Genomic DNA, 13,034 nt, shown 5'->3' on the forward strand with positions numbered 1-13,034 from the left:
TTTCATCAATCTATCAGTTTTCCCATCAGGTAAACATCTAGAAATATCCCTTCTCTTAAATAGGCCCCTCTTTTTTGCAGGCCTTCGATTTCAAATCCTAATTCTTTATAGAGATGAACAGCTCGCTCATTTCGAACCTGAACAGTCAGTTCCAAACGGCGAAGACTACTTCCATTTTCTGCCCAGTCCACAGCTTCTTCTAGCAAGATACGACCGAGACCTTGATTCCAAAAGGCTTTTTTGACAACGATAAAGACTTGTCCAATGTGGCGAATCCGCTCATGAAAATCCGCTGTGATACTGACAATCCCAGCGATTTCATTATCAAGCAAGGCCAAGAGATAAAGCTGATTATCCGACTCAGCTTGGCGCTGAATGAACTGAACCATCTGATCTTCATCCATCAAAATCCCAGCCTCATCCAAGGTCATGTAGTCTGACTCGGCTCCGACTTGATTTAAAAAGCGAATCAAGTCAGCGGCATCTGTCTTTTCCGCCTCCCGCAAGACCAATTCAAACTCAGCCATGCAGCAATTCCTCCAGCAGTTCCTGAGAACGGCGTCCCTGACTTTCAAAGACTAACTCACGGCCGTCGTCTTTCTTTAGAAGAGTCAGCTTCAGATAATCATCTGGTAAACTATCACCTAGCAATTCTCCCCACTCGATGACCGTAACTCCCTCACCAAAGAGAAAATCATCCAAGTCAATCGAGTCCGGATCTTCACCAATCCGATAAACATCTAAGTGATACAGTGGCAAACGCCCTTCATACTCGCGAACAATGGTATAGGTCGGACTTTTGATCATCTGCTTGATGCCTAGACCTTGGGCCAAGCCCTTGGTAAAGGTCGTCTTACCCGCACCCAAGTCTCCTGTCAAAACCAAAACATCTTGCTCCTGAAGCAAGCTTCCAAGACGCTGGCCCCATTTGATTAATTCTTCTTCATTATGACTAAACATTCTTTTATTATACCAGAAGATTTGCGTTTGCGCTCAATTTTCTAATAGAGGAAGCAAAATGTTTGAAAAAAATTAGATAGACCTCCAAATCTTTTGTCGAAAACAGGCCACTCACTTCTATCAAAAAGAAACTAAGATCATTCACAAATATTTTTCTCGCATAAAAAAGAAGCTGGAAGATGTCCAACTTCTTAACAATGATTCTTAAGAAAGAGCTAGGCTGATAAAGTTAAGGATGAAAAGCAGGTTTAAGATCCAAATCATTGGATGCACATCCTTAGCTTGACCTTTGATGACTTTCACAAGAGCATACATGATAAAGCCTGCTGCAATCCCGTTCGTGATACTGTAAGTGAAGCCCATGAAGATAGAGGTGAAGAAAGCTGGAATAGCTTCTGCCATATCATCCCACTGGATATTTTTCAGACTGCCAAGCATCATGATCCCAACGACAATCAAGATTGGTGCAGTTGCTGCTGTTGGAACGATGGCCAAAAGTGGACTAAAGAAGCTAGATACTGCAAAGCAGACCGCTACAACCAAGGCTGTCAAACCAGTCCGTCCGCCAGCTCCGATACCAGCTGCTGACTCTACGTAAGTAGTAACGTTGGATGTTCCGGCGATTGCACCGATAGTCGTACCGATCAAGTCTGAGTACAAAGCCTTGTCCAAACCTTCTGACTCATGGTTTTCACCAGAGCTTGCGACGATCCCTACTTTTTCACCAGTTCCGATCAAGGTACCAATAGTATCAAAGATATCCGTCAGAGAGAAGGCCAGGATGGCCATAAATGTCTGAGGCAGGCGGGCCGTATCAGCAAAGAGAGCTCCCAAGCCTTCTGGACCAACCGCAACCCCGAACACTTGTCCAAGTTCTTTTAGAGCTGTTGACAGATTGTGCTGACCAAAGTCAATCGCAGACAGGTTTACTAAGCCAACAGCAATCGCTACGACTGTCGTTGTAAAGATAGATAAGATAATGCCACCTTTGATGCCCTTGATAACAAAGAAAACTGTAATCGCTAGACCAAGTAAAGCGAGTAAAACTGCTGGATTATTAAAATCAACTAATCCTGGAGTTGCAGCTGAGTTTGCTGTAATAGCAGCTTTCGCTTGGTCAGCTCCCTTACCAGCTACTACATAGTTGCCTGGATCGATCGAAAACTTCAACAGTCCAGCATTTTTAATCCCTACATAAGCTAGGAAGACACCAATACCAGCTGAAATAGCTGAGCGTAAAGCTGATGGAATAGACTCGATAATAGCCTTCCGAATCTTGGTCAGGGTAATGAAGAGTGAGATCAGACCACAGATGAAGACCATGCCCAGAGCTTCTTGCCAAGTATATCCCAGACTAAAGACAACGGTGAACGTAAAGAAAGCATTGAGACCCATACCTGGCGCCTGTGCGTAAGGGAGGTTGGCATAAAAGGCCATCATGAGCGTTCCAGCAACGGAACCGATGATCGTAGCCAGAAAGACACCTTGAGCTGGCATACCCGTTTGCGACAGCATGGCTGGATTGACAAAGAGGATGTAGCTCATAGCAAAGAAAGTTGTTAACCCAGCGAGAACTTCCGTACGAACATCCGTACCGTGCTCTTTGAGTTTAAATAATTTATCCATTATAGATAATCTCCTAAATTGTTTTATGGCAACTGTATAAAAGAGAACTCCTGATTTTCTTTAAAACAGTGCTGCTTATTCGTTATTTACGAACAATACTATGATTATACTCAAAAACATTCACTTTTTCAAGCCCATTGCTCTAAAAAATACTTTAAAGTGTCTTATTTTTTATTTTCTCTGCTTAAAAAGAGCAAAGTCATGATTTGGATAAAGGTAAATCCAAGGATAAATACCAGACGATCCTTCTGAAAGGTTTCCAGTAGCTTTTGGACAACTAGCTGGGGTCGCGTCACCAGATCCCAAGAATTGAGGCGATCATAACGACCGATATAAATGGCTAGACTCGACAGATAAGACAGACCTGCAACCACAAGCATATCCAGCCACCAAGTCCACTTCCAGCGCTCGCGCAAAATATTCCAGCTTTCAATTCCGCAGTAAACGCCAAATAAAATGCTCGGCACAAAAGCCATAAATAGGTGCATGCTGACAGGGTTCCACAGGGTATCTCCTACCCAAGTCATGTGCACCAAGTCCGTCAGCATATAAAAAGTATTAGGATAAAAGGCCAACCAAACCACCAACAAAAGTGGATAAAGCCATTTCTGCTTCTTAGATATCGTCGTTAAGACCGCAGCGTCATAGGCAATTAAGGCCAGAATCATATTCCAAATCAGGTCTGGTCCCTGAACCGTAATCCCCTGAATATACACAACAAATGCAATTAGTAGGAAAAAAATGTGAATGAAAATTGGTTTACGCATACAAGATCCTCCCCTTACTTTAACTCTCTTCGCTTATAGACTGTCAGCAGACATCTTTCGTCTTAGCTATTGAGGAAACATTATACCACAACTTGTGTCATTTATTCTTAATTCTGTTATAATAGATTTACTATACTGATTGATACTGTACGAGGAATAAGAATGACGAATAAAGTAATTGCTGTAGATTTGGACGGAACCTTGCTCAACTCTGAGAGTAAGATTTCTGATTTTACCAAAGAAACCATCAAGAAAATATCGGCTAAAGGGCACAAGGTCATCATCACAACTGGCCGTCCTTACCGCATGGCTCTAGATTTCTATAAAGAGTTAGAGCTGAATACTCCCATGATAAATTTTAACGGCTCTTTGACCCATATTCCTGAAAAAAAGTGGGAATTTGAACAATCCTTGACCGTAGACAAGTCTTTTTTGCTAGATATGGTTCAACGAAAAGAAGAAATCGAAGCTGATTTCATCGCTGGTGAATACCGCAAGAAATTCTACATCACCAATACAAACGAAGAAATCGCAGATCCCAAGCTCTTTGGCATTGATAATTTTAAGCCAGAAAATCAATTTCAGGCCCAGCTGGTCACTAAAAATCCAAATGCTATCTTGCTGCAAACCCATGCCACAGACAAATACGCTCTGGCTGAAGAGATGAATGCCTTTTACCAGCATGAACTCTCCATCAATACCTGGGGCGGTCCGCTCAGTATCCTTGAGTGCGGTCCTAAAGGTGTCAACAAGGCCTTCGCCCTCCAGTACCTGCTCAATATCCTCAATGTCGATCGCAAGGACCTGATTGCTTTTGGTGACGAGCATAATGATACCGAAATGCTGGAATTTGCAGGAACAGGCTATGCCATGAAAAATGCCAGCGAAACCCTGCTGCCTTACGCTGACCAACAGCTTGAACTCACCAACGACCAAGACGGTGTAGCCCACAAGCTAACTGAGCTCTACTTGTAGAAATCAAAACAAACATAATTTGAACCGCACCTCAACTGCTAGACTCTTTCTGTCTAACTGTTGAGATGCGGTTCATTTTTTAAGGTGAATTTTTCTACTTTACTAACGCTTCTATTCTACTTTTCCACCTTCAACGACGAGGTCATCTGCTTTTGCAGCATCACCGTAGGTTGGGTGAAGAGTCTTTTCATAAGCTTTGTGGAAGAAGTTTTCCTTGCCCAATTTTTCAATGTCTTTATTGATGAAATCAAGCAACTCTTTGTTTCCTTTTTGGACTGCTGGTGCAATAGTATCTGGGTCGCCAAGCGAAGTAATTCCTACTTCATATCCTTTATTTTCAAGAGCCCAAGCTAGAACTTCAGTATTGTCAGTTGAAAAGGCATCTCCACGTCCATCCAAAAGAGCTTGATAAGCGTCACTGTATTGGTCGTATTTTTGAAGTTTAACTTCTGGATGATTTTTCTCAAAATACGTTTCAGCGGTAGTTCCTTTTGTGACAATCAAAGTTTTGCCTTCAAGCTGTTTAACATCTGTGATAACACCTTTCTTAGGAGACACAACACCCAGTGAAACCTTCATGTATGGAAGGGCAAAGTCAACTTGTTTCTTACGTTCGTCTGTGACGGTAAAGTTGGCAAGGGTGATGTCCACCTTGTTAGAAATCAAGTATTCCGCACGGTTGGCAGCATCAACAGACACGTATTTTGCCTTAACACCGAGGTCTTTGGCCAACTGATTTCCCAGTTCGATGTCATAACCTTGGTAAGAGCCGTCGTTGTCTACATAACCAAAAGGTTTCTTGTCTCCAAATACAGCAATTCGAAGTTCTCCACTTTTTTTGATTTCATCAATAGTGCGAGCTTTGGCAGTAGTTTTACCAGATGAAGAAGTAGCATTTCCGCCTGAGCCACAAGCTGTAACAAAGATGAGGGCAAAGGCAAGTGCCAAAACAGTTAAGAGCGATTTGAGTAGTTTCATAAGAATCTCCTTTATAAATATGAGCCAAATTGGCTAAAGTCAAAAACGTTTAAAAATTCTTGTGCTCGTTTGGTTTGTGGATTGGTAAAGAAAGAATGAGCCGTTCCTTCTTCGGCAATCTTCCCTTGATCGAGGAAGATAATCCGGTCCGCAATGGCTTGAGCAAACTGCATTTCGTGGGTCACCAAGATCATGGTACGACCTTCTTGAGCTAGGTCGTTGATGAGTTCGAGGACCTCACGCACCATTTCTGGATCAAGCGAAGCCGTCACCTCGTCAAAGAGGATAATTTCTGGATGCATGAGCAGGGCACGGACAATGGCAACCCGTTGTTTCTGACCACCAGATAATTGGCGAGCGAAACTGTGTTTTTTATCTAGCAGTCCGACGCGTTCCAATAATTGTAGGGCTTCTTCAGTCACTTCTTTCTTATCCCGTCCTTGTGCTTTGATAGGACCTAGGATAAGGTTCTGCAAAACGTCCAGATGGGGAAAGAGTTCATAACTTTGAAAGACCATGCCAATCTTTTGACGAACCAAGTGAAAGTCTTTCTGGCTTCCAATAATGGACTGGCCATCCAGAAGAATATCTCCACCCTGAATGCTTTCTAGGCCGTTAAGGCAGCGAAGGAGAGTGCTTTTCCCACAACCGGATGGTCCTAGAATAACCACTACTTCCCCTTTTTTGATTTCTAGGGAGAGTCCTTGGAGGATGGGATTGTCTCCAAAGGATTTTTTTAGATCCTTGATTTCTAATATGGTATCAGACATTTAGTTCCTCCAGTGTTTTTCTAAGTGAGTGGATAGCTTGGAAATAGGAAAGCAAACTGCGAAATACAGAACCAGTATGGTACCGTAGATCCAAAAGGATGCTGTTGGAATGGTCAAGCGATTGCTATCGATGATTTGCTGCCCCACTTTTGTAACTTCAACAACCCCAATCAAAACAACCAGAGAAGTCGTTTTAATCATCCGAGTGACGAGATTGATGGCCTGCGGAAGCAGTCTTCTCAAGACCTGTGGAATGATGATGTGGTAGTAAAGTTGGAAATTCGTCAACCCCAGCGCCTGTCCGCTTTCAAACTGATGTTTAGGAAGGGAAGTGATAGCTCCACGCACCAAATCTCCCATCTCAGCCGTTCCCCAAAGGGTAAAAACGATAACGGCAGAAGTCTCTCCAGAAATGTTGATATTAAAATTTCGAGCCAAACCGAAATAAACAATGAAGAGTAGCACCAGCTGGGGCATGATACGGATAAATTCTAGATAAAAGCGTGTCAAAAAACGAACGACTCTAGAATGAGAGGTCATGATGATTCCCATGACCGTACCGAAAATCATGGATAAGAGGACAGAGAGGATGGAAATGCCAATCGTGACTCCCAATCCCTGTAAGATCCGCAAAAGATTATTTCCCTGAAAGAGTACTTGTATTCCCGAATCCTGCATGGCGGAGCCTCCTTTCTATCCAACTGAAGAACAATGATATAGGCAGGAGCATGATAAGATAGGCCACTACCAACATAGCCAGTGCAATATCTGTCTCATAGTAAAGCCCAATCAAGTCCTTGGCAACATACATGAGGTCGGCTAGAGCAACCGCAGAGAAGACAGAGGTTTCCTTGATCAGGAAAATCACATTGGCACTGAAGGATGGCAGAGCGACTGCTGTGGCTTGTGGCAAGACTACGTAGCGAAAAACTTGAGCGGGTGTCAGACCGATCGCTAAGCCAATCTCATGCTGGGTTTGACTAACTGCTTCTAGCCCGCTTCGGAAGGATTCCGCCATATAGGAACCTCCCAAAAAGATAAGACCAAGGGTGGCGCAGACCTCTGAAGAAAGGACAATCCCAATCCGAGGAAGCCCGAAGTAGAGAAAGAAGAGTTGAATCAAAAGGGGCGTATTTCGCGACAATTCAATATAAGCTGTGGCTAGCTGTGTCAAAACAGGGATACGATAATGCCGGATAATACTAACAAGTAAACCAACTAGAAAAGCTCCCAAAATGCCCCAAACTGCGATATGCAGGGTTAGAAAAAATGCCTTTTGATATAATGGTAGATATTGTTCAACAATGGACCAATCCAAAAGAGAACCTCCCATCTAGGAATAATACAGCTATTGTAGCACTAAAAGACATGTTTGGATAATATGTATTTTCTATCACAATGATAAAAAATATTTATCATCTCTATTGCAAACTGAAACTTCCAGACAAAATTTTTGAAAATGACATGAAAAAGAGTTAAGATGTTCCTGTAAATCAAAAAGTAAACGTTTACTTTTATCAAGGAGGACATTTTATGTCATACAAAACAAGCAATGCTGAAGGCCCTGTGGATTTTATTAATACCTATGATCTGGAGCCCATGGCGCAGCAAGTCATTCCTAAAGCTGCTTTTGGCTACATCGCAAGTGGAGCTGAGGACACGTTCACTTTACGCGAGAACATTCGAGCTTTTAATCATAAACTCATTGTTCCTCATACACTCTGTGATGTGGAAAACCCAAGCACTGAGATTGAATTTGCAGGCGAAAAACTGTCTTCACCAATCATCATGGCGCCTGTTGCAGCCCATAAATTAGCAAATGAGCAAGGGGAAGTCGCTACTGCGCGTGGTGTACATGAGTTTGGCTCTCTTTATACAACCAGCTCCTACTCCACTGTTGATCTTCCAGAAATTTCTCAAGCCCTCCAAGGAACACCGCACTGGTTCCAATTTTACTTCAGCAAAGATGATGGCATTAACCGCCATATCATGGATCGTGTCAAGGCAGAAGGCTACACAGCCATTGTCTTAACTGCGGATGCGACTGTAGGGGGCAATCGTGAGGTTGATAAGCGTAATGGTTTTGTTTTCCCAGTTGGCATGCCTATCGTTGAAGAATACTTACCCGAAGGTGCTGGTAAGTCCATGGACTTTGTCTACAAATCAGCAAAACAACGCCTGTCGCCACGAGATGTTGAGTTTATCGCTGAATACTCAGGACTCCCCGTGTATGTCAAAGGTCCTCAATGCCGTGAAGATGTCGAACGTTCGCTTGCTGCAGGTGCTTCTGGAATCTGGGTAACCAACCACGGTGGCCGCCAAATCGACGGTGGACCAGCTGCCTTTGACTCACTTCAAGAAGTTGCTGAAGCAGTTGATAAACGTGTGCCGATTGTCTTTGACTCTGGTATTCGCCGTGGCCAACACGTCTTTAAAGCCTTGGCTTCAGGAGCAGACTTAGTAGCCATTGGACGTCCTGTCATTTATGGCCTAGCCCTCGGTGGTAGCGTCGGTGTTCGCCAAGTCTTTGAACACCTAAATACTGAACTAAAAACCGTCATGCAACTATCTGGAACTCAAACCATCGAAGATGTCAAACACTTCAAACTACGTCACAATCCATACAATCCAACTTTCCCAGTTGACCCTCGTGATTTGAAATTGTATTGATAAATAAAGCAATTTATAATGAAAAAACACACCCCAAAAGTTAGACATGAAATCTAACGATTGGAGTGTGGTTTTTAATCAGAGTGCATCTAAGCTGGCTCTATGGCAGAGATTGGTCAAAGCCTCTGGTAAGTTTGATTCGTTTCTCTAATATTTATTTCTTATTTTCTATTAAACCTTTTCTTGCTCTAGTGGGACAACGACTAGGGTCTTGCCAAGGCTTGCTAATACTTTCAATACCGTATCCAATTGAGGGTTGGTCTTTCCTGTCTCCATTCGAGCGATGACAGGTTGACTGACCCCACTGAGTTCTTCAAGCTTCTTTTGGCTAATGCCCTTTTCATGTCTGGCCTCGATCAGCTCTGTCATAATCGCTACCCTCAGATCACTTTCTAGGATTTCTTCCTTGGTGAAAAGCTCTGCCCTCACTTCTTTCCAATTACTTCCAATAGCACTATTCTTCATCTTTTAGCCCTCTTTCTTTCAAATCTTGCAACTCTCGTTTGGCCTTCTCAATCTCCCGTCTGGGAGTCTTTTGCGTCTTTTTAACAAAATGATGCAGTAAGACAAAACTTCCATCTATCCAAGCCACAAATAAAATCCGATCCCGTAAGGGTCGTAATTCCCAAATCTCTGCCTCTAGATGCTTGATGTAGGGCTCACCGGCACGAGTTCCCTGTTGACTCAAGAGCTCGATATAGTCATTGAGCTTATTGAGTTTGATCCGGCTATCCTTGCTGTTAAGACTAGCCAGCTCCTTCATATAGTCCAAAACTGGTTGATTCCCATGTTTATCTTTATAAAAATAAATAGTGTGCACAAAGCATCCTCTTTTCGAATTTATTATAACTCAAAAGCTATCGAAAGTAAATACTTTTAAGTTATCAAATACTGATAAGTCCCCTTAGAAATATTCAAAAGGGACTCATTTATATAATTCGAAAATAGCGCCCTTATTGGTGCAATGAGGACAGTATTTATCTTTGTGAGAACTAATAAGATTAGCAAGGTTAGCGAAATAGACAACTATGCTTTGTAACCATATTTTACCAATACTTTTGTTTTAAACCTATGATAAAAAATCATAACTTCCGATTCGGTATAACTGCAATAGCAATACCCTTATAATCTTCAAAAGAACCTATAAAAACTAATTCTTCTTTTCAAGAAACTATAGTCTCTTGAGAGACCCTCATCTGGCACTTGTTTTTGACGACAAATGACCGAGGGGCGATGGATCTTATAAATAGCAATGAAAAGAGCGTCCGATGCCTAGATTGCCATAAATCTATAGAAAAAGTGGCCAGCCGAGGCCTAGATTGCCAAGAATCTATAGGAAAAGTAGACAGCCGAGAACCAAGTTGCCACGAAACTATAGGAAAAGTGATCGGCCGAGGACTAGGTTGCTACGAATCTATAGGAAAAGTGATTAGCCGATGTCTACGTTGCCATGATTCTATAGGAAAAGTGACCAGCCGAGGACTAGGTTGCAATGATTCTATAGGAAAAGTGACCGGCCGAGGCCTAGGTCACTATAAAACTTCATTAAATACCAATAACTAACATATCGAGTAGCTTGATTTCAACTAAAAAGATGTTCGTCTATCGCTTAAAAATCCATCCCATCTGGATTAGGTGCTCCGCCTTCCAAACCGCTGATATTTTTGAGAATCTCTAAGTCAGCAGGACTCAGTTCGATGTCAAAGCAATCCAGATTGCTAGCAATCCGACTCGGAGTGACTGACTTAGGCAGGGGTAGGAAGCCTTCTTGTAAGCTCCAAGCTAGAGCGATTTGGGCAATGGTCTTGCCATACTTATCTGCTATCGCCTGCACGGCTGGATTTTGGAAGAGTTCGCCTTGCCCAAATGGTCCCCAAGCTTCAAGTAGGATATCATGAGCACGGCAGAAGTCTACCGCCTCTGTCTGATAAACACCTGGCGCTAGGCGGATTTGATTGACAGCTGGAGTGACGCGCGCTGTTTCCAGCAGAGCTTCTAGGTGATGAGTCAGGAAATTGCTGACGCCGATCGCTCGGATCTTACCAGCTTGGTAGAGGTCTTCCATAGCCCGCCAAACTTCTGCATTGCGCTTTTGCCAAGCTCCATCTTCTCGTAAAGGCTTAGGATTTGGCCAGTGGATAAGGTAGAGATCCAGATAATCCAGCCCCAACCGCTCCATAGAGCTGTCAAAGGCTTCCATGGCCTCTTCATAAGTATGCTTGCTATTCCAGAGCTTGGTGGTGATGAAGAGCTCTTCACGCGGAATGCCGCTGTCTTTGATTGCTCGACCGACACTCTCCTCATTCTTATAGATAGCTGCTGTATCAATGTGGCGATAGCCAGCCTTAAGGGCGGCTAAGACTGCCTGATAAGCCTCTTCTCCGTCCTGAGCCTTCCAAGTACCAAAGCCCAAGACTGGGATCTTGACACCATTGTTAAGGGTATAATTTTTCATATCTATTCTCCTTATTTTTTCTTTCTTTTGGCTAATTTTGGCTTAAAGATATTTTCCTTGGTTGGAGCCATACCTCGGCTGAAAAAGCTGTAAATGATAAAGGCCAACCCAGCAATAAATATCAAGAAACGATGCAGTAGCAATCCAAAGAAGAGGAATACCAAGCCCATTCCCATAAATTTATAATCAATCTTTTTCATCCTGTCCTCCTCATCTGTGATAACCCTATTATAACATCTTCTCTTTCATTGAGAAAGCACTACCATCTGTTAAGAAAAATATCTCAGAGACTTTCTAGTTGCGCCAACCATTCTAGCTTTGCCCAAGTCCCTCTAGCAAATCCTAGGGAAAAAGAAGTAGCTCCACATTAAAAAGGACAGGTTACCCCATCCTTTCTAAAAATATAAGGAGACTCAATTAAAGAATACTGGAGGCAGCTTCAAAGCGTTTTTCGCCATCCAGATAAGTAGCAACCAGCTCCAAATCCTTGTCCAGCACGATAAAGTCGGCATCGTAGCCTTCCTTGATCTGGCCACAGACATCGTCAATGTGGACGGATTTTGCTGGGATGAGACTGGCCATCATGACTGCTTGGTGAGGATTTGCAATGCCCCACTCAACCACATTTTTGAGGCCGTCTTTGAGCTGCAGAATTGATCCTGCTAAGTTACCAGTCGATTTGAGACGAGCTGTGCCATTGGCTACCACCACTGGAAATTCTCCCAGCATATAGTCGCCGTCTTCCAGCCCACCTGCAGTCATACAGTCTGTGATGAGAGCTACATGTTCATGGCCCTTTTGCTTGAGCAAAATATCACAGGCCTTGGGATCCACGTGGTGACCATCACAAATCAACTCTGCGTAAGTGTGAGGCAGCTCGTACATAGCCCCAACCATACCTAGCTCACGGTGGGTCAAGCCCCGCATACCATTGTAGGCATGTACCCAGACACTGGCTCCTGCTTCTACTGCTGCTTTGGCTTCGTCATAGGTCGCATCAGAGTGCCCCAAAGCGACTGTCACACCTTCATCAGTGATGGTACGGACAAATTCTCCCACGCCCTCACGCTCAGGTGCCAAAGCAATCTTATTAAGCAGGCCATTGGCTGCCTTTTGCCAAGCACGAAATTCATCCATACGAGGATCCTTCATGTAGGCTGGGTTTTGGGCACCCTTGTACTTTTCAGTGAAGTAAGGCCCTTCAAAGTAGAGACCACGAATCTTGGCACCACTTGCTTCTTGGTAACGAGCACCAATATTTTCCGTCACAGCTAGAAGTTGCTCGTAAGATGATGTCAGCGTAGTCGGCAGGAAACTAGTCACCCCCGTCGTCAAAAGACCTTCACTCATGGTATGGAGGGTACCTTCGATGTTATTGTCCATGACATCAACCCCACCAAAACCATGGATATGGGTGTCCACTAGACCCGGTGCGACAGAGTAGCCTGTGTAATCCACCACTTCCGCATCCGCAGGGACTTCCTGTACTAATTTTCCAAATTTTCCATCAATCACTTCCAAAAATCCACCCTTGCGAATCCCTTGAGGATAGAAGAACTGATCGGCTTTTATATATTTAGGCATCTGACTGCCTCCTCTTGTTCTATTTCTATTGACTCTATTATAACGCTTTCTATTTTATTTGTAAATGGTCTATACCTCTTTTTTGGAAAAATTTATTATATTATTTAAATCAAGAAAAGAGAGTGGGACAGAAATCGGGAATTCGTTAGAATTCGATTTCGTCGTCCCACCTCCGCACAGTTGAGTAGGACTGTAAAAGCTGATGAAATCAGCGTAGTAGATCCCACTCAACCACTGCGTCTTGCTCGA

15 protein-coding genes are annotated in these 13,034 nt (G+C 43.3%); 2 read left to right on the plus strand and 13 right to left on the minus strand.

Translation table 11 applies throughout. From position 1 onward, the window contains the following. Positions 1-5: 5 nt before the first annotated feature. The 4 genes from A0765_RS06635 to A0765_RS06650 all read right to left on the minus strand — a co-directional run bounded on the left by A0765_RS06635 (position 6) and on the right by A0765_RS06650 (position 3,353). On the minus strand, positions 6-527 hold the full coding sequence (locus A0765_RS06635; protein ID WP_062005485.1) for a GNAT family N-acetyltransferase: 522 nt from the start codon (positions 525-527) through the stop codon (positions 6-8). Further along, entirely contained in the window at positions 520-960 is a 441-nt protein-coding gene (tsaE, locus tag A0765_RS06640; RefSeq protein WP_062005486.1) for a tRNA (adenosine(37)-N6)-threonylcarbamoyltransferase complex ATPase subunit type 1 TsaE, read from the minus strand. The genes A0765_RS06635 and tsaE overlap by 8 nt, the downstream gene beginning before the upstream one ends. A gap of 204 nt (positions 961-1,164) precedes the next feature. Further along, positions 1,165-2,586, minus strand: coding sequence for an NCS2 family permease (locus tag A0765_RS06645; RefSeq protein ID WP_061911027.1), 1,422 nt, complete (start codon positions 2,584-2,586; stop codon positions 1,165-1,167). A gap of 164 nt (positions 2,587-2,750) precedes the next feature. After that, positions 2,751-3,353 (minus strand): DUF1361 domain-containing protein, encoded by a 603-nt coding sequence (locus A0765_RS06650; RefSeq protein WP_062005489.1) that lies wholly within the window; start codon positions 3,351-3,353, stop codon positions 2,751-2,753. Positions 3,354-3,515: 162 nt separating this feature from the next. On the opposite strand from A0765_RS06650, the gene A0765_RS06655 reads away from it, so the two are divergent. After that, positions 3,516-4,328 (plus strand): Cof-type HAD-IIB family hydrolase, encoded by an 813-nt coding sequence (locus A0765_RS06655; protein WP_062005491.1) that lies wholly within the window; start codon positions 3,516-3,518, stop codon positions 4,326-4,328. 111 nt (positions 4,329-4,439) lie between these two features. Here A0765_RS06655 and A0765_RS06660 read toward each other — a convergent pair whose 3' ends face one another. Genes A0765_RS06660 through A0765_RS06675 form a run of 4 tightly spaced genes read right to left on the minus strand, consistent with a single transcriptional unit; the run spans position 4,440 to position 7,394 of the window. Then, on the minus strand, positions 4,440-5,306 hold the full coding sequence (locus tag A0765_RS06660) for a cysteine ABC transporter substrate-binding protein (protein ID WP_062005492.1): 867 nt from the start codon (positions 5,304-5,306) through the stop codon (positions 4,440-4,442). Between the two features lie 11 nt (positions 5,307-5,317). Beyond that, on the minus strand, positions 5,318-6,076 hold the full coding sequence (locus A0765_RS06665) for an amino acid ABC transporter ATP-binding protein (protein ID WP_048763979.1): 759 nt from the start codon (positions 6,074-6,076) through the stop codon (positions 5,318-5,320). Then, positions 6,077-6,754, minus strand: coding sequence for an amino acid ABC transporter permease (locus A0765_RS06670; RefSeq protein WP_005592385.1), 678 nt, complete (start codon positions 6,752-6,754; stop codon positions 6,077-6,079). It abuts the gene before it with no gap. After that, positions 6,714-7,394, minus strand: coding sequence for an amino acid ABC transporter permease (locus tag A0765_RS06675; RefSeq protein ID WP_048763981.1), 681 nt, complete (start codon positions 7,392-7,394; stop codon positions 6,714-6,716). Before A0765_RS06675 ends, A0765_RS06670 begins: the two co-directional genes overlap by 41 nt. 215 nt (positions 7,395-7,609) lie before the next feature. Here A0765_RS06675 and lctO point away from each other — a divergent pair, with 215 nt between their 5' ends. After that, positions 7,610-8,746 carry an L-lactate oxidase gene (gene lctO / locus A0765_RS06680; RefSeq protein ID WP_048763982.1) on the plus strand — a complete coding sequence of 379 codons (1,137 nt, stop codon included), beginning with the start codon at positions 7,610-7,612 and terminating at the stop codon, positions 8,744-8,746. A gap of 171 nt (positions 8,747-8,917) precedes the next feature. Here the strand turns inward: lctO and A0765_RS06685 are convergent, their stop codons facing one another. From A0765_RS06685 to nagA, 5 genes are all read right to left on the minus strand, one after another. Continuing rightward, positions 8,918-9,211, minus strand: coding sequence for a helix-turn-helix domain-containing protein (locus tag A0765_RS06685; RefSeq protein WP_048763983.1), 294 nt, complete (start codon positions 9,209-9,211; stop codon positions 8,918-8,920). Continuing rightward, positions 9,201-9,566, minus strand: a complete 366-nt coding sequence (locus A0765_RS06690) for a type II toxin-antitoxin system RelE/ParE family toxin (RefSeq protein ID WP_048763986.1) — start codon at positions 9,564-9,566, stop codon at positions 9,201-9,203. The genes A0765_RS06685 and A0765_RS06690 overlap by 11 nt, the downstream gene beginning before the upstream one ends. A gap of 789 nt (positions 9,567-10,355) precedes the next feature. Beyond that, positions 10,356-11,201, minus strand: a complete 846-nt coding sequence (locus A0765_RS06695) for an aldo/keto reductase (RefSeq protein WP_062005494.1) — start codon at positions 11,199-11,201, stop codon at positions 10,356-10,358. A gap of 11 nt (positions 11,202-11,212) precedes the next feature. Next, a complete protein-coding gene (locus tag A0765_RS06700; RefSeq protein WP_005591029.1) occupies positions 11,213-11,401 on the minus strand; it encodes a hypothetical protein in 189 nt (62 codons plus the stop codon). 217 nt (positions 11,402-11,618) lie between these two features. After that, the gene (gene nagA / locus A0765_RS06705; protein ID WP_062005495.1) at positions 11,619-12,785 is read right to left on the minus strand and encodes an N-acetylglucosamine-6-phosphate deacetylase; all 1,167 of its coding nucleotides are present in this window, start codon (positions 12,783-12,785) and stop codon (positions 11,619-11,621) included. Positions 12,786-13,034 lie beyond the last annotated feature (249 nt).

It is taken from the genome of Streptococcus cristatus, from assembly GCF_001588905.1.
Classification (GTDB): Bacteria; Bacillota; Bacilli; order Lactobacillales; family Streptococcaceae; genus Streptococcus; species Streptococcus cristatus_N.